Annotated in this window: 16 protein-coding genes; 1 reads left to right on the top strand and 15 read right to left on the bottom strand. The window is 37.1% G+C overall.

The genetic code is table 11. The features are described 5' to 3' along the window. Positions 1-86: 86 nt before the first annotated feature. The 3 genes from recG to ACFVQC_RS05325 form a co-directional block, all read right to left on the bottom strand. Positions 87-2,135, bottom strand: a complete 2,049-nt coding sequence (recG, locus tag ACFVQC_RS05335) for an ATP-dependent DNA helicase RecG (protein ID WP_002146083.1) — start codon at positions 2,133-2,135, stop codon at positions 87-89. Between the two features lie 313 nt (positions 2,136-2,448). Continuing rightward, positions 2,449-4,125: a DAK2 domain-containing protein gene (locus tag ACFVQC_RS05330; RefSeq protein ID WP_002160728.1), complete on the bottom strand. Its 1,677-nt coding sequence runs from the start codon at positions 4,123-4,125 to the stop codon at positions 2,449-2,451. 22 nt (positions 4,126-4,147) lie between these two features. Next, positions 4,148-4,510 carry an Asp23/Gls24 family envelope stress response protein gene (locus ACFVQC_RS05325; RefSeq protein ID WP_000021109.1) on the bottom strand — a complete coding sequence of 121 codons (363 nt, stop codon included), beginning with the start codon at positions 4,508-4,510 and terminating at the stop codon, positions 4,148-4,150. Positions 4,511-4,888: 378 nt separating this feature from the next. Here ACFVQC_RS05325 and rpmB point away from each other — a divergent pair, with 378 nt between their 5' ends. Then, positions 4,889-5,077, top strand: coding sequence for a 50S ribosomal protein L28 (gene rpmB, locus ACFVQC_RS05320; RefSeq protein WP_000124776.1), 189 nt, complete (start codon positions 4,889-4,891; stop codon positions 5,075-5,077). A 73-nt stretch (positions 5,078-5,150) separates the two neighbouring features. On the opposite strand, the gene spoVM is transcribed toward rpmB, so the two are convergent. The 12 genes from spoVM to coaBC all read right to left on the bottom strand — a co-directional run bounded on the left by spoVM (position 5,151) and on the right by coaBC (position 18,093). Continuing rightward, on the bottom strand, positions 5,151-5,231 hold the full coding sequence (gene spoVM / locus ACFVQC_RS05315) for a stage V sporulation protein SpoVM (protein ID WP_001213599.1): 81 nt from the start codon (positions 5,229-5,231) through the stop codon (positions 5,151-5,153). 66 nt (positions 5,232-5,297) lie between these two features. Beyond that, positions 5,298-5,978, bottom strand: a complete 681-nt coding sequence (locus ACFVQC_RS05310; protein ID WP_377892044.1) for a thiamine diphosphokinase — start codon at positions 5,976-5,978, stop codon at positions 5,298-5,300. A gap of 96 nt (positions 5,979-6,074) precedes the next feature. Next, entirely contained in the window at positions 6,075-6,719 is a 645-nt protein-coding gene (gene rpe / locus ACFVQC_RS05305; RefSeq protein ID WP_377892041.1) for a ribulose-phosphate 3-epimerase, read from the bottom strand. 2 nt (positions 6,720-6,721) lie between these two features. Then, positions 6,722-7,603 (bottom strand): ribosome small subunit-dependent GTPase A, encoded by an 882-nt coding sequence (gene rsgA / locus ACFVQC_RS05300; protein WP_002014503.1) that lies wholly within the window; start codon positions 7,601-7,603, stop codon positions 6,722-6,724. A 270-nt stretch (positions 7,604-7,873) separates the two neighbouring features. Then, the gene (pknB, locus tag ACFVQC_RS05295) at positions 7,874-9,847 is read right to left on the bottom strand and encodes a Stk1 family PASTA domain-containing Ser/Thr kinase (protein ID WP_377892038.1); all 1,974 of its coding nucleotides are present in this window, start codon (positions 9,845-9,847) and stop codon (positions 7,874-7,876) included. Positions 9,848-9,855: 8 nt separating this feature from the next. Then, on the bottom strand, positions 9,856-10,608 hold the full coding sequence (locus tag ACFVQC_RS05290) for a Stp1/IreP family PP2C-type Ser/Thr phosphatase (protein ID WP_002146076.1): 753 nt from the start codon (positions 10,606-10,608) through the stop codon (positions 9,856-9,858). A 4-nt stretch (positions 10,609-10,612) separates the two neighbouring features. Next, a complete protein-coding gene (gene rlmN, locus ACFVQC_RS05285) occupies positions 10,613-11,701 on the bottom strand; it encodes a dual-specificity RNA methyltransferase RlmN (protein WP_002146075.1) in 1,089 nt (362 codons plus the stop codon). A 4-nt stretch (positions 11,702-11,705) separates the two neighbouring features. After that, positions 11,706-13,040 carry a 16S rRNA (cytosine(967)-C(5))-methyltransferase RsmB gene (gene rsmB, locus ACFVQC_RS05280; RefSeq protein ID WP_002088220.1) on the bottom strand — a complete coding sequence of 445 codons (1,335 nt, stop codon included), beginning with the start codon at positions 13,038-13,040 and terminating at the stop codon, positions 11,706-11,708. Next, on the bottom strand, positions 13,037-13,981 hold the full coding sequence (gene fmt / locus ACFVQC_RS05275; RefSeq protein ID WP_219919743.1) for a methionyl-tRNA formyltransferase: 945 nt from the start codon (positions 13,979-13,981) through the stop codon (positions 13,037-13,039). Before fmt ends, rsmB begins: the two co-directional genes overlap by 4 nt. 22 nt (positions 13,982-14,003) lie before the next feature. Then, complete coding sequence (gene def, locus ACFVQC_RS05270; RefSeq protein ID WP_002014496.1) at positions 14,004-14,474, bottom strand: peptide deformylase; 471 nt, start codon at positions 14,472-14,474, stop codon at positions 14,004-14,006. A gap of 11 nt (positions 14,475-14,485) precedes the next feature. Continuing rightward, positions 14,486-16,891: a primosomal protein N' gene (gene priA / locus ACFVQC_RS05265; protein ID WP_377897569.1), complete on the bottom strand. Its 2,406-nt coding sequence runs from the start codon at positions 16,889-16,891 to the stop codon at positions 14,486-14,488. Continuing rightward, positions 16,888-18,093, bottom strand: coding sequence for a bifunctional phosphopantothenoylcysteine decarboxylase/phosphopantothenate--cysteine ligase CoaBC (coaBC, locus tag ACFVQC_RS05260; RefSeq protein ID WP_377897567.1), 1,206 nt, complete (start codon positions 18,091-18,093; stop codon positions 16,888-16,890). The genes priA and coaBC overlap by 4 nt, the downstream gene beginning before the upstream one ends. Between the last annotated feature and the right edge of the window lie 193 nt (positions 18,094-18,286).

Below are 18,286 nucleotides of genomic sequence, written 5' to 3'. Positions count from 1 at the left end.
GCACCATCCATTTTTTATGACTAGGTACTAAAAGTAGTATATAATCATTAAAAGTAGAATGCAACAAAAACTTTTGCAGACCACTTTTAATCGAGCTTCTCTCCCTGAAACACACCTGTCCCATCAAGATAAGTACGCAGCGAAGCATACTGATCATTATGCCAAAACGCTTCTGAATCAACTAGTATCGCCGCATCTTGTCTTGCTGTTTCTAACGCCCGATAATCATGCACCATATCAGCAACCTTAAATTCTGGTAGACCACTTTGCTTACTTCCAAAGAAATCCCCAGGACCTCGTAACTCTAAATCTTTTTCTGACAATACAAATCCATCATTTGTTTCAGTCATAATGCGCATTCTTTCTTTTCCCGTTTCTGATTTGGGGTCCGCAATTAATAAACAATATGATTGTTCACTACCACGCCCAACACGTCCCCTCAGCTGATGGAGCTGTGATAAACCGAAACGTTCCGCATCATAAATAACCATAACAGTCGCATTTGGTACATTCACACCTACTTCAACAACTGTTGTCGACACAAGAATTTGCACTTTATTTTCACTAAACTGTCCCATTATTTCTTCTTTTTCTTGGGATGATAGTCTCCCATGCATTAATCCAACTTGGCATTTCCCTTGATAATGATGAGTCAGCATACTATGTAAGTCGATAGCATTTTGTACATCAAGCTTCTCAGACTCTTCAATAAGAGGGCAAATAACATATGCCTGTCTTCCTTTTTTTATCTCTTTCTCCACAAAGCCAAGAACACGATCTAACATATCATGTTTTGCCCAGTACGTTTCGATTACCTTTCTACCAGCTGGCATTTCATCGATAATAGAAACGTCCATCTCTCCAAATGCAGTGATAGCTAACGTACGCGGGATTGGGGTCGCCGTCATAAACAACACATCTGGACTTTCACCTTTCTCACGTAAAACCCGGCGCTGCGCCACACCAAATCGATGCTGTTCATCGGTAATAACGAGACCTAACCTATGAAATATAACTTCGTCTTGAATTAAAGCGTGCGTCCCAACAAGGATGTCTACTTCTCCTTGTTCTAATCTCGACAAAATTTCTCGACGTCTCGCACCTTTAACAGAACTTGTTAGCAATTCAACCTTCATACCAAAATGTGAAAACGTCTCCGCGAGCGACTGATAATGTTGTTCGGCTAAAATTTCTGTAGGAACCATCAAAGCACCTTGATAATGGGCCAATTTCGCCGCATAAAGAGCAATCGCAGCAACAACTGTTTTCCCAGAACCTACATCCCCTTGCAATAATCGATTCATTCGGTACGGAGATGTCATATCTTTCATTATTTCATCTACAACCCGGCGTTGTGCACCAGTTAACGGAAACGGAAGTGCATCAGTAAACTCTTGCAATTCTACTAATGAAATTTCTTTTTTCGTCCCTTTCGAGTTTTCCCTTTCCATTTTCCGTAATGTTTGCATTTTCAACTGAAACAAGAAAAACTCCTCATATACAAAACGGCGACGCGCTTGCTTTAAGTCTTCCTGTCCCACTGGAAAATGTAACCCTCTGAGCGCTTCATAGCGTGATAATAATTTATATCGACTTAACAAACCATCTGGTAACACTTCGACTATAGAATCTCCATACTCCTTAAATGCTTGTGCAACAAAACGGCGCATCTGTTTTACTGTCAGCTTTCCTTTCACTGAATATACAGGTTCTACTTCTTGTTGTCGTACAACCGGTCCAAAATTCAGTTCTGATACAGCAATTGTTTGGCGATGCTGATCCCATTTACCAGTAATCGTTACCGTTTCATCTAAATTTAACTTTTGTTTATAGTATGGTCTATTAAAACATACAGCTGTAATTAAATAACGACCGACGAGAACACGAACTGTAAGACGTGACTTCTTCTTCCCATAATATTGAAGTAAAGGAGCACTATGAACTTTCCCCTCAACTGTTACACGCTCGTCATGCTTTACTTCAGCAAGATCTTTCATCGCATAGTCTTCATAGCGGTACGGAAAATGTTCTAATAGATGAGAAACTGTATAAATTCCCATCTCGTGTAACAATTCAGATGTTTCTCCTCCGATTCCCTTTACATCCGTAACAGGAACTTGTACAACTTCATTCAAGATTCTCACGCTCCGTCACATTATTTTCTTTGATTCATTCTATTGATTATCCATTAATATCATTGACATCTGTAATCGCTCTCTTTCACCTTATATATTCTATCATAGGCATTCTAAGAGAAACTACTCTAATCCCTCTGTATAAAACAAAGTTGTACAATACGTAAGAAAAGAGCCTCACTATTAGCAGCAAGGCTCTTTTCTATCATCAATATGCTAGCCTTTTGAATAAAAACTAGTAATAAATTTCATATCACTATTTCTTATCCATTAGCAAGTAAGTAACCCATTTATTTTCAAATCGAATCTTTTCTTATTCTACAGAGAAGATGAAAGAATACACCGGTTGGTTCCCTGCATGTACTTCTACTTCTGCATCTTCAAAGTTCTCTTCTACAAACGCAACTAATTCAGCCACTTCTTCATCTGTTGCATCTTCACCTTGTAGGATCGTTACGATTTCAGAATCCTCATCAATTAGCGCTTCTAGTAATTGCTTTGCAGCTCCTACTTTTTCAGCATTTGTAGATACAATTTTCCCATCTGCAAGACACATGAAATCATCTTTTTGAATCGCTACACCGTCAATTTCCGTATCACGAACAGCATACGTAATCTGACCTGTTTTCACATGAGCTAAAGCTTCTTTCATGTTTTCTTCATTCTCTTCTAGCGTTCCAACTGGATTAAATGCTAACATTGCAGCCATACCTTGAGGAACTGTTTTTGAACGAATAACAATAACTTCTTGTTCTACAACTGACGCTGCTTGTTCTGCTGCCATCACGATATTCCCGTTATTTGGTAAGATGATGATTTTTTCAGCATTCGCCTCTTCAATCGCCTTCACAATATCCTCCGTACTCGGATTCATCGTTTGGCCACCTTCGATAACTTTCGTTGCGCCAATGCTCTCAAATAAAGTTTTAATACCCGATCCCATAGCTACAGTTACAATACCATACGGTTGTTTCTCTATTGGCTGATTCGTTTGTTCAGGAACCATGGTAGGTTCATCTAATAAAGCAGTATGCTGTTCACGCATATTTTCTACTTTGATCTTAATTAGACTACCATAACGTTGTCCATAGTTCATAGGTTCTCCAGGATGTTCCGCATGAATATGAACCTTTACAACCTCATCATCCGATACAACAAGTAGTGAATCTCCGTACACACTAATATCTTCACGGAATTTTTGTTCAGAGAAATTATGTTCCTTCATTTTTTCAGGCTCTAATTTCACCATGAATTCCGTACAATATCCATACTTAATATCTTCTGTACTCAATTGGCTTTGTACACTACGGTGATGTTCTGCGCGTACCATGTCATTCATAGATGGTTGGGCAGGCATATTAGAAGAAATCGTTTCTCCTTTTAAGTCAGCTAAAAATCCTTCATACACAACAACAAGACCTTTACCACCGCTATCTACAACGCCAACTTGTTTTAATACAGGTAATAAATCTGGCGTACGATTTAACGATGCGTTTGCTTCTTTTACAACGTCTTCCATAAACAAAACAAAGTCGCGCTGTTTTTTCGCAACTGTCACTGCATATTTACCCGTTTCTCTTGCAACCGTTAAAATCGTTCCTTCAATTGGTTTCATAACCGCTTTGTAAGCTGCCTCTACTCCAGCTTCTAAAGCTGCAGCAAAATCAACTGTCGTTAATTCTTCTTTTTGTTCAATGGATTTAGAGAAACCACGGAATAACTGAGATAAAATAACCCCAGAGTTACCACGAGCCCCCATTAATAATCCTTTAGCTAAACTTACGCCGACTTTACCAGCATGCTGTGAAAGATTTGCTTTCACTTCACGTGCGCCTGAAGTCATTGATAAGTTCATGTTTGTACCGGTATCGCCATCTGGAACTGGAAATACGTTTAATGCATCAACAAGCTGAACATTATTTGTTAAATTATTGGCTCCTTGAATGATCATTTGTGATAAACGTTTTCCATCAATTTTTTGAATTGACACAGATTTTCCTCCTTAATGCACATTACAAGTTTATTACTTTAACTCCTTGTACGTAGATGTTTACAGAATCTACTGCTAGTCCTACAGTTTGATCTAATGTATATTTCACTTTAGTCTGCACGTTATGTGCTACTTCTGAAATTTTCGTACCATAGCTCACAATAATATACATATCAATATGTACTTCATCTTCATCTTTACGAACAATAACGCCTCTAGTGAAGTTTTCTTTTCGTAAAATGTCTGTTAATCCATCTTTTAACTGATTTTTTGATGCCATACCTACGATACCGTAGCAATCTACTGCGGCACCTCCAGCAATTGTTGCAATTACATCTGTACTAATATCAATTTGACCGTACTTCGTTTTAATTTCAATTGACATCTCGTTTCCCCCTTCATAAATGGTGAAAGTGAGCTAGACTACTTTAGTTACTATCATATAATCTTTTTAAAGAAAATTCCATCGTTCTTTCTTTTTCACTCTCATATTTTATGTTTTAAATTACATTTTTTTATGATGAGCAAAATAGTCCATTGTTATTATACAACATGTATCACTATAATATGTCAAGCAATTTTTCTTGATTTCACCTTTTCTTCATTGACATATAGTGTCAAGTATTTTTTCTTGATTTCTTTTTCCTACGGTGTTGCATTCTCTTTTTAGTTGTGTTAAATTATAGTAGTGTTTTTAGCATCGCATAAAAGGCTAACATTGAAAAATTACGTATGTTACGGTAGTTAAGGGAGGGAAATATAAATGGCTCGTGTTTGTGCTATCACTGGAAGAAAAGCTCGTTCTGGTAACTCTCGTTCTCACGCAATGAACGCTACAAAACGTAAATGGGGCGCTAACCTTCAAAAAGTTCGCGTACGCATCGACGGAAAAGTTCAACGTGTTTACGTTTCTGCTAGAGCATTAAAATCTGGCAAAATCGAACGTGTTTAATAATAAAAAAAAGAGCCGCTAGGCTCTTTTTTTATTATACCAATGGAAAAAGCACCGGTAATAGGTGCTTTTTTTAGTCTTTTTTGAAGGTATTTAACATCGCACGAACAATTCCACCAAGAAATTTAGGTAACTTAATTGTATAAAATCTCATGGTTTCCCTCCTAATCCCCATTACTCCACTTGTTCACTATATGATGCAAGGAGCAAAATTGTTTCTTCAATCAGTGCTTCTTATCATCATTAATATGCCAGAAGTAAATGAAAAATTACCTTTTTCCTCAATGAGTTCATTACTAATACAAAGTGTCGATCCCCACTCTATTGTTTTATTAGTAAGAGGGTACTTAAAACCGTGAAGTGTAATACCTTCTACCCTTTCAGTAACTGGTACAAATGATACGTATGGAAAATGTTCGTTTCCTTCAATTATATACATACCAAACTTTTTCACCATTATTTCATTTTTATTGTCCACAATACACATTTCTATGTTTACTTCTAATCCCTTTAAAAGCATCTGAATATTTGCTAAACCATGATCAAGTCTTCCACCAGTAGCACCAAAAATACGAATTAACTTTGGTTTCTGTTCTAAAGCCCAGCTAATTGCAATTTCTAAATCTGTTTGATCTTTTTCTCGTGGGACAATATGTAATTCATTTGTTTGCTGCCTCATCCATGCTAATTCCTCATTAGTAACTGAATCATAATCCCCAAACGCAACAGCCGGAGTGATTCCTCTTTTCAACAAACGGTACACTCCTCTATCAACGGCCGCCCAAACTACTTCTTCATTTTCATACCGAGAAAAATCTGCGCAGTATTCTGCAGGTCCTCCCGCTAAAATATGAATAATCATTTTTCTTTCCCCTTCTATTGTAAAAAGGCAATCTGCCATTCGGTAGATTGCCTTTCTCCTTATTTGCCACTCTAACATGTATAAATAGTGAAGTCTTAATGAACTAGAAGCTTCACTAGGATAAAGGTTCATTCTTTATCCGCGAATTACACGAATTGCTTCACCGCGGTCTTTTTGATTGTATACTGCTGATCCAGCTACAAGAACATTCGCTCCTGCTTCAATACAAAGTCTTGCCGTTTCAACGTTGACACCACCATCAACTTCAATTTCCACTTGTAGATTTCGCTCTTTAACCATTTCTGCAACTTGTTTGATTTTCGGTAATACAGAATGAATAAATTTCTGTCCGCCAAATCCAGGATTTACTGTCATAAGTAATACCATGTCTATATCTTCTAATACATGCTCAATTGTTGAAACTGGAGTATGTGGATTTAATACAACTCCCGCTTTAATGTCATGAGATTTAATTAACTGAATTGTACGATGTAGATGTGGACAAGCTTCTACATGGACAGTAATAATATCAGCTCCCGCTTTTGCGAAAGTTGGGATATAGTTATCAGGATTTTCAATCATTAAATGTACATCTAACGGTAATGATGTAATCGGACGGATTGCTTCTACAATTAATGGTCCAATCGTAATATTTGGTACGAAATGTCCATCCATTACATCGACGTGAATGTAGTCAGCTCCACCTTTTTCTACATCTTTAATCTCTTCCCCTAATCTTGAAAAATCTGCTGATAAAATCGATGGTGCAATTTTAATCATGACTAATACCTCGGCTTTCTCTCTCTAATTTCTTCTACGAATTGTTTGTAATTCTTATAACGATATTCGGTAATCTTTCCTTCTTCAACCGCAGCTTTCACCGCGCATTTCGGTTCAGCAAGGTGTGTACACCCTCTAAATTTACAGTATTGGCTCGCTTCTTTCAATTCTGGAAAACAATATGTAAGATCTTCTACCTCTATATCTATGAAATCAAGCGAACTAAAACCAGGTGTATCCGCAACAAGTCCGCTTCCAACTGTAATTAATTCCACGTGTCTTGTCGTATGCTTTCCACGTCCTAAATGTGAAGAAATATCATTAGTTTTCAATTCTAAATCTGGACGTAATACGTTTAGCATTGAAGATTTCCCAACACCAGATTGGCCTGCAACGACGGAAATACAACCTTCTAAGAATGGTTTCAGAATATCAATACTTTCCGATGTATTTATAGAAGTAAACAACACATCATAACCCATTTCACGATAATCATTTGCATAAGATTCAACAGTTTCTCTCATTTTTTCATCTACTAAATCCATCTTACTAATACAAATAATCGGTTTAATGTTATGATATTCAATCAATACTAAAAATCGATCTAACAGTCCTGGATTAAAATCTGGTTCTACTGCAGAGAAAACAAGAATAGCTTGATCAACATTAGCAATAGGAGGTCTAACAAGTTCATTTTTTCGATCAAATACTTCTAACACATAACCTTCATTCGGATTATCCGCTTGAAAAACAACTTGGTCTCCTACAAGTGGTGTAATTTTATTCTTTCTAAATACACCACGCCCTCGACATTGTGTAATCCCTTCCTCATTCTGCACATAATAAAACCCACTTAGAGCTTTTACAATTTTTCCTTCTGGCATATAATTCTCCTTTATTTTGTATAAAATGACACTGCAATTAAATATGAATAGACTAGAGTTCTTTAAACAATTATTTCAAAGCCCACCAAATATATATCCAGGTTCATATATTTAATCTACCATCAAATTTGAAATATTATTTACAACAGTATCACTTTTACAGCTTTTTGAATCATATATTTTTGCCTGTTATACAGTCCACGATGTAGACAGCATAACAGGCAAGAGTAATGAATTCCATCTTCTATATAAGGACGATGGAATTCACTATTATTGAGCTGGATATGGTACTTCCTTGTCCATAATCGTTACTCCATCTCGGACAATCTTATAGTGTCCCTTTGCACCTTCTTGAATTACAAATTCTAAAGAAATAATCGCTGACTCAGTAATTGTTCTCGTTTCAACTGGTTTATCCATTTTTTGCTGCATATCTTCTTTATAAATTTCTATTGTTTGCGGCTTTTTATCACCTGTTGCAGAAGCTTCATATGGGATAGAAATGTTATCCACTTTTACCGTTTTCGTCACTTTAGGCTTCGGACCATCGGAGATAACAATCGATACTTTATCTCCTTCTTTTAAAGGTGTCCCAGGCTTTGGTAACTGTGAAATAACAAGGCCTTTATCAACCGTATCTGAATACTCTCTTTTTATATCAGAGACGAGCTTTCTTTCATTTAAATAACCTTTTACACTATTTTCAGTCCACCCTGAAAAATCACCTGGTCTTATTTGATAAGGTCCTTTACTTACCCAAACTTTCAGTTCTTGTTCAGCTTCTATAACCATTTGATCAGGTGTTGGTATTTGCTCTACAATTTCACCTTTCGGCTTATCATTTTCAATATAATTTATTGTAACTTGTTTATATTTTTCTTCTAACTCAGCTCTTATACTATCGAAATCTTTTCCTGTCAAATCACGCATCTTACTTTTCTTTTTCCCACCTGATTGATAGATAGTAATTTTAGAGTTTTCTTTCACTACTCTTCCTGCTATAGGATCTGTTTTTATCACTTTTCCAGCTTCAACATCATCTGTATATACAAGATTAGGTTCAGTAACTTCAAACCCTTTTTCAACTAATGTATTTACAGCTGTCGTATATTTCATACCAGCCACATCAGGAACCTTCACATCTTTCGGAATAAAGAAGCCTGGAATAACAGTAAGTGCTAAGGTTATCCCTATTGCTAAAAGTAAAAATGTTGTAATTAAAACTTTCAGCCATTTATTACTTCGTTTTTTCTTCTTACCTGATTTGGTCTCTTCTTTTCTTACTTGTTCATCCACTTTACTTCCTTTTAATACAATCGTTTCATCACTTACATTTTGAAATAGTTGTTCTTGTTGAATAATTGGAATCGCTTTCGTTGCTTCCATATCTTCTGGTATGTAAAATGGTTGTTCATTTATTCGTTCTGGGTATAGTGCTGTTTCAATATCTCGTTTCATCGCGTTAGCAGATTGATATCGATGGAATGGATCTTTCGCAGTCGCCTTTAATATAATATTTTCAACACTTTGTGGAATATTTTCATTCCATCTTTTTGGAGATGGCATTTCATTTTGTAAATGTTTTAACGCAATTGCAACAGCAGATTCACCAGAAAACGGTTGTCTTCCTGTTAACAATTCAAACATAACAATCCCAAGTGAATAAATATCTGATTGTTTATTCGCTATACCGCCGCGCGCTTGTTCTGGTGATAAATAATGCACCGAACCAAGCACCGAATTTGTATGTGTAATCGTTGCTGCACTTGTAGCTGTCGCAATTCCAAAGTCTGTTACTTTTATCACTCCGTCATCTCGAATCAAAATATTGTGCGGTTTAATATCACGATGTACAATCTCAAAATGATGGGCGTGTGCCATAGCGGACGTTAACTGCTCCATTATATCAAGAGCTTCTCCTATCGGTAACATCCCTCGATCAATTATGTATTGCTTCAATGTTCGTCCAGGTACATATTCCATTACAAGATAATATATACCATCCTCTTCCCCAACATCATACATATTCACAATATTTGGATGCGACAACGTTGTAACAGATTGCGCTTCTCGATGGAAACGTTTAATAAACTCTTCATTATTTGAATAGTCGAGTCTTAATATTTTTACCGCTACATCTCGGCCAAGTATATCATCATGAGCTAAATATACATTGGCCATTCCTCCACCGCCAATCATTTTCAGCAGCTTATAACGGTCATTTAAGCGTTTTCCAATCAGCACGTTGCACTTCACCTACTTTCGTTTGTCGAATCCGCATAATCAATAATAACGAGGGTGATATTATCTTCTCCACCACGATCATTTGCTAATTGAATGAGATGCTCTCCCTTCGCCTCGAGCTGTTCATTCAATTGTAAAATTTGTTGCATATCAGCCATAGGGACTTTGTTAGACAATCCATCAGAGCAAAGAAGCAATTGATCGTCTTCTTCGAGCACCAATGTTTTAACATCTAGTCCGACTTTTTCTTCTGTTCCTAACGCTCTTAACAGAACATTCTTTTTCGGGTGATATTCTGCATCTTCTTTTGAAATTTCACCGTGCCTAACAAGTTCATTTACAAGTGAGTGATCTTCCGTTACAAGCGATATTTCTCCCTCTGATACCATATAACAACGACTATCTCCTATATGACCTATTGTTACAAAACTAGGTGTGCAAATCGCCACGATAACCGTTGTTCCCATGCCATTACATTCTACATGCTGCTGGGAGTAAGCATATATGCGCTCATTAATAATTCCAACGTTAGTATGTAACCACTTTTCTACCTTTTTAGGTTCATTCATATTATGCGTTTGCTTCCAATAATCATGGAATAATTGAATAGCCATCGAGCTAGCTACATCGCCAGCTCGATGACCTCCCATTCCATCTGCTACTACCGCTAAAATATTTCCATCTAAATTGCGAAAAACTCCTGCACTATCTTCATTATGTTGACGAACTTTCCCTTTATCCGATAGAAACACGGCTTTCATCTCGTCACCTCGTCTCTTCTTTGCGCTCCTTTGCACGCAACTGACCGCAGGCTGCATCAATATCATGACCTTGTTCACGGCGAATTGTTACATTCACTCCACGATCTTTTAGCGTCTTTTCAAATAAGAAAATTTGCTCTCGTGGCGTACGTACATAATCACGTTCTGGCACGTAGTTTACCGGAATTAAGTTTACATGACATTTTACACCTTTTAAGAGCGCAGCAAGTTCTTCAGCGTGCTCAACTTGGTCATTTTCTCCTCCAAATAAGCCATATTCAAATGTAATACGACGCCCTGTTCTATTTACATAGTATTTAACAGCTTCCATTAAATCAGGTAGCTTATAAGCACGGTTAATCGGCATTAATTTTGAACGTATCTCTGTATTTGCAGCATGCAATGAAATCGCAAAATTGATTTGCATATCTTCTTCAGCGAACTTATAAATTTTTGGAACAATTCCACTTGTTGAAACTGTCATATGTCTTGCACCAATATGAATTCCTTTTTCATGATTTACAATGCGTAAGAATGACATTAAGTTATCATAATTATCAAATGGTTCTCCAATTCCCATAACAACAAGAGAACTTACACGTTCTTCTGTTTCATCAAGCGCACGCTGAACTTCTACTACTTGCGCTACAATTTCTCCAGCCTCTAAGTTTCGTTTTAACCCACCAAGTGTAGATGCACAGAACGTACAGCCAATGCGGCAACCCACCTGTGTTGTTACACAAATAGAATTTCCATACTCATGTCGCATTAGTACAGTTTCAATAGAGTACCCATCGTATAACTGGAATAGGAATTTAATCGTTCCATCCGAAGACGTTTGTTTTACTAAAGTGCTTAAAGTAGTAATATCAAAGGAATTCGACAATTTATCGCGCAATCCTTTAGCAAGGTTTGACATATCCTCATAATTTTTTACACGTTTTTTATATAGCCAATCAAAAATTTGTCCTGCACGGAACTTAGGTTCTCCTTGTTCCTTTAACCAATCTTGCATTTCATGAAGTTGTAAAGAATAAATTGATGGTTTCTTTGTCTCTAGATTTTTCTTTTGTTTTTTTACAGTCGTTTCCATGATGCTACACCTTCTTTCTTAAACAAGCAATATAAAAGCCATCTGTTGCAAAATAATGCGGTAAAATTCGTACTTGACCTTCATCAATATACGGATTTAACTTTTCTGGCATACGATCTTTTATCGTAGTATCCCATTCAAATTCAGGATGCTCTTGTAAAAATTGCTTTATTACTTGTTCATTTTCTATTTTTTCAATTGTGCACGTACTATAAACAAGGCGACCACCTTGTTTTAACAATGGTGCTATTTTTTCTAGTATCGCAAGTTGAATCGTTGATAACCTTTCACTATCACCCTTATCTTTACCTAACTTAATATCAGGTTTACGTCTAATAACACCAAATCCAGAACATGGTGCATCTACTAATATTTTGTCAAAAGATTCATTTGCAAAATGCTCTTGAACTTTTCTAGCATCTAAAGCCATCGTTTCTACATTTTCTAAACCAAGTCTCTTCGCCTGTTGTTCAATTAAACGTACTTTATGTGCGTGTAAATCAAGCGACATTACCTTACCAGTTCCGTCCAAACGCTCTGCAATATGAGTTGTTTTTCCGCCAGGAGCAGCACAACTATCTAGAACTGCATCTCCTTTATTCGGTTCTAAAGCACGTGCTACAAGCATTGAGCTTTCATCTTGAATAGAAAGGAAACCTTTTTTGAACGCTTCTGTATGTGCGACATTTCCTCTTTCAATTTGAATTGCATCCTCTGACAATTCGCCACGTTTTGCTTCTATCCCCTCATCAGCTAATAACGCAACCGCTTCTTCTACCGTTACTTTATCAACATTTACACGTGCTGTTGGTACAGGTGGCAACATATTCACTTCACACATTTTCTCTGCTGTCTCTAAACCATATTCGGATGCCCATTCTTGTACAAGCCACATTGGATGACTCGTTGCAATTGCAAGACGTTCTACTGGATTTTCGATTTCTTCTAACGAAGGTACACCTTCTCGCTGAATTGAACGCAATACTCCGTTCACCATGCCTGAAATCCCTTTATGCCCACGACGCTTTGCAATCTCAACTGCTTCATGAATAGCCGCTCTTTCGGGAACTCGGTCTAAATATAGCATTTGATATAAAGATAGGCGAAGCAACACTCTTACCCACGCTTCAACCTTTTTTCTTAAAAATGGTTGTAAATAATAATCTAGTGTGTCACGACGTTGAATTGTTCCATATACCATTTCAGTTAATAAACCAATATCTTTTCTGTCAATTGTATTTTTTTCAATCAGATTATTTAAAAGTAAGTTGCTATATGCACCACTTTTTTCTACTTGAATTAAGCCATCCAGAGCTAACTCACGAACATTTTGTCTCATTCATTTTCTCCTAACTTCGTACCAATTTCAGGTTTTGTTCCACGTAAAAATTGTGAACAACTCATACGCTTTTTACCAGATGGTTGCAATTCAGTGATTTTAACGCCTGTCTCATTCCCTGTTGCAACAACAAATCCATCTTCTTCAAGAGCTACTATTGTACCTGGTTCAGCTTTCTCTGTAATAGAGACCTTCTCTCCCCACCATACTTTAATAACTTGTCCTGCCAAAGTCGTATAAGCAACTGGCCATGGATTCAATCCGCGAATGTGATTGTATACTTCTTCACCTGTTTTTGTCCAATCAATTATCTCTTGCTCACGTTTAATATTATATGCAAACGTCACTTCAGCTTCACTTTGTTTAATTGGTTCTAGTTTACCCTGAATTAATAAAGGAACCGTTTTAGATAAAAGGTGTGCTCCTGCTTCGCTTAACTTATCAAATAATGAACCTGTTGTTTCACGCTCTTCAATTTCTACTTCTACTTGCGTTAATATATCGCCAGCATCTAATTTTTCTACCATATACATAATTGTAATACCTGTTTTCTCTTTACCTTTCATGATCGCATAATGAATTGGTGCACCACCGCGAAGTTCTGGAAGTAATGACGCGTGGACATTAATACATCCATACTTTGGTGCTTCTAAAATTTCATTCGGTACGATTTGTCCAAATGCCGCTGTTACAATTAAGTCTGGCTCTAGTGCTAATACTTTTTCATATTCGTCTTTTTCACGAATTTTTAACGGCTGTAATACTGGAATACCATGTTTCTCCGCTTCTACTTTAACAGGAGTAGGTGTTAAAACCTTTTTTCTACCAACTGGACGATCAGGTTGCGTTACAACACCAACTACGTCATATCCGTCCTCGATAAGACGACGAAGCACCGGCACAGAAAAGTCCGGTGTCCCCATAAATACTACTTTCATCATTCAAAAACCGCTCCTTTTAAACCTATTCTAATTCGCCTGCTTCATAATATCTTTTCACTTTAGATGTAAATAAAACACCGTGTAAATGATCGATTTCATGCTGAATTGCACGCGCTAAGAAGTCATCCGCTTCTAATAAAAATATTTTACCGCGACGATTTTGTGCACGTACTTTAATGTAATCTGCACGCTCCACTTCACCATAAAGTCCCGGAAAGCTTAAGCAGCCTTCGGGACCTACTTGTTCACCACGTTTTTCTAAAATAACAGGATTAATTAATTCAATTTTCCCCGTATCATCACCTATATCAACAACAGCAACTTGTAAGCTTACACCTACTTGTGGCGCAGCTAGACCAACGCCGTCTGCAATTAACATTGTTTCATGCATATCTTTCAACAATTTCACTAACTTTTTATCAAAGTTAATTACTCTTTCGCATGGTGTTTCTAACACTTCATTTGGATGCTTTACAATTTCTAAAACTGCCATATTTCCCTCCGCTACATTAACATTGTTGGATTAAAATCAATTGAGATTTGTAGCTCTTTTTGCATTTCTGCTTGATAATGTTCATTTACCATTTTGAGCACGTTCTTTAAGTTTGGTTCCCGTTTGTATTTTATCATGCATTGGTAACGATATCTATCTTTTATCCTTGGAATTGCTGAAGCAACCGGCCCTAACACCATTGTTTGCCTTGAACAATGCGTTCGTAAATGACCGACAATTTTTTCCGTCACTTGGACTGCCTTTAATAATTCCGGATGAGAGACAGTTACAAGTACAATGTAGTAATATGGCGGATATTGTCTCATTCGCCTCATTTGCATTTCTTGCTCATAAAATACATCATATTGTTGATTCTTTGCTAATTCTACACTGTAATGTTCCGGCGTATACGTTTGAATTACAACTTCCCCTGGCAATTCATGTCTTCCTGCACGTCCACTCACTTGTGTCAATAGCTGATACGTCTTTTCACTCGCCCGAAAATCAGGTAGATGAAGCATCGTATCCGCCGTTAAAACCCCAACAAGCGTCACCTTCGGAAAATCAAGCCCTTTTGCAATCATTTGTGTCCCAAGTAATATATCTGCTTTCTCTTCACCAAATGCCTTTAATAATTTTTCATGCATTCCTTTACGGCTTGTTGTATCCACATCCATTCGAATGACCCGCGCCTCAGGAAATAGTTTTGTGATTTCTTCTTCAACCTTTTGCGTCCCTGTACCAAAGAAACGAATATACGTACTATTACAAGCAGGACACTCCGTTGGCATATTTTCCTCATGACTACAATAATGACATTTTAAACGATGGTTCATTTTGTGATATGTCAACGAAATATCACAATGCGGACATTGTACGACATACCCACAATCACGGCACATCACAAACGTAGAATGACCCCTTCTATTTAAAAAGAGAACCATTTGCTCTTTCTTTTCTAATCGATCTGCTATTTTTTCATGCAGTTCCTTTGAAAACATTGAGCGATTTCCATCACGAAGCTCTTCACGCATATCAACAATTTCTACAGTCGGCAAAGCTTGTTTGTTCATACGTTTTTCCATTGTAAGCAACCCATAGACACCTTTTTTCGCTCTAGCAAACGATTCAAGTGTCGGCGTTGCACTTCCGAGAACGATTGGACACTTATGGTATTGTCCTCTCCACACTGCTACATCTCTTGCATGATACTTTGGGTTATCCTCTTGCTTATAACTTGATTCATGCTCTTCATCAATAATAATGATTCCTAAATTTTCAAATGGAGCAAAAATAGCTGAACGCGCACCAACTACAACTTTCACTTCTTTTCTTAATATTTTTCGCCATTCATCATATTTCTCGCCAACAGAAAGCGCACTGTGAAGAACTGCAACTTGCGAACCGAACCTACCTTTAAAGCGATCTACCATCTGGGGCGTTAGCGCAATTTCAGGAACAAGCACAATTGCTTCTTTTCCTTTCTCGAGCACCGCTGCTATAGATTGTAAATACACTTCAGTCTTACCACTTCCTGTAACACCATATAGTAAAAATGGATTGTAAGTTTCATTTGTAATTGATGACAAAATCGGTGTAATTACTTGTTTTTGTTCCTCAGTAAGCGGAAATGGTTTTGTTTGTTCAAAATCATCATCGTCATACGGATTCCGGTATACTTCTACATATTTTTCTGAGATTAGACCCTTTTTAACAAGTGCTTTTATTGGAGCATCTGTTATTTGTAATTCTTCTGTTAAATTTTTTAACGATACACTTTTGTAGTTTTCTACAAAATAATAGAGTACGTCTTGTTGTTTTTTACTTTTCAGTTCGTATGCTGCTAATTCCAATTTATTTGCCGGCAACTCCGGTTGAACTACTCTTTGTTTCTTCTTCTGCACTTTATCCTTTACTTGATAAACCACTTCAATCGTACCATTTTTAATTTCTTGTTGAATAGTGCGATATAGGTGCGGCTGCGCTTCGATAGCTTCCCAATCTATCGTTTCCTTCCCTTGAAATAAAGAAAGAATTTCTGGCGCTACTTCTTCTTGGTTACGAAGTTGCAGACGCTTTTTATATGTTGCTTTTATCGCCGTCGGAAGCATTACCTGAAAAGCTGAAATCATATAACATAACGTTTCACTTGTAAGCCAATACCCAAGCTTTAATAATTCATCATTTAAAACCGGAGTGACATCTAATATTTCATACAACACTTTTAACTTTTTACTTTCTAGGTCAACCGAATCCTTTATGCCAATAATAAAACCTTGCAATTTCCTCGGACCGAATGGGACTACTACACGCATTCCTGTTTGCACGATATCTTCCCATTTTTCAGGAATAATATAATCAAACGGTCGATCTGTTTGACGTGCAGGTACATCAACAATTACACTTGCAAACTTCATACACGATCATCTTCTAACATCATTTCTATTTGCTTTAATATTTCACGAGCTACTTCTTTCTTCGTTAAAAGTGGCAGCTCAATAATTTCTCCATTTTTTCTATACATTGTCACAATATTTGTATCCGTACCAAACCCAGCCCCTTGAGCTTTCACGTCATTCGCAACAATCATATTTGCATTTTTCTCACGTAATTTTCTCGTTGCATATTCCTCTATGTTTGTCGTTTCAGCTGCAAAACCGATAAGTAACTGTCGGTCCTTCTTCTCACCTAACGTTTTTAAAATATCCACTGTTCTTTCTAATTCAATTACAGCATCGCCATTTTTCTTTTTCATTTTATTATCATGAACATATTTGGGACGGTAATCTGCAACTGCTGCTGTTTTGATGACAACATCCACATTCTGATAATGTTGAAGGACCGCTTCTAACATATCTTGTGCAGATTCTACTTGTATTGTTGTTACATGTAATGGTGACTCTAATGCTGTCGGTCCTGACACAAGTATGACATCAGCACCTAAGCTTGCTGCAACTTCTGCGATTGCATACCCCATCTTTCCAGAAGAAAAATTCGTCATAAAACGAACCGGATCAATCTTTTCACGTGTCGGTCCAGCTGTTATTAATATTCGCTTTCCTTGCAATGGTTTTTGTTCTGAGAAAGCCTCTTCTAATCGTCCAATAATCACTTCAGGTTCTTCCAGTCTTCCTTTTGCTACATAACCACATGCTAAAAAACCTTCCCCAGGCTCAATAAATGTATATCCTAATGTTTTTAACGTCATCATGTTTTTTTGAACAATTTTATTTTCGTACATATGCACATTCATAGCCGGTGCAATCCACACTGGAGCTGTAGTAGCTAACAAAGTAGTTGTGATCATATCATCAGCAATACCGCCAGCTAACTTTCCAATGCAATTAGCTGTAGCCGGTGCAACAAGTACAATATCTGCCCAATCCGCTAAATCAATATGAGCGATAACAGCCGAGTCTTTCTCATCAAACGTATCTGTATATACATCATGACGGGAAAGTGCTTGAAATGTAAGAGGCGTAACAAATTTCATTGCCGACTCACTCATCATTACTTTTACAATTGCCCCCGCTTGTGTCAATTTACTCGTTAACGCCGCTGCTTTAAAAACCGCAATGCCTCCTGTTACACATAGAAGTATTTTTTTCCCTTTTAGCATATGACTCGTCCTCTTTCTTTTTCAAACTTATTCTGCTGAAATGGAATTTTTTCAGCTCGTCAGTGCTAGCATTTCGTTTCATCTTTATCCAAGTTCTTTTCAGCTCTGTCGTAAAAAAATAACAACCTACTTGTAAATAGGTTGTTACCGTTACATAGAAAATTATAAAGTCTATGTTTTAATTTGTCGAAAA

The organism is Bacillus sp. NPDC057893, from assembly GCF_042796455.1.
Taxonomy (GTDB): Bacteria; Bacillota; Bacilli; order Bacillales; family Bacillaceae_G; genus Bacillus_A.
This window is presented reverse-complemented; position numbering and strand designations above follow the sequence as displayed.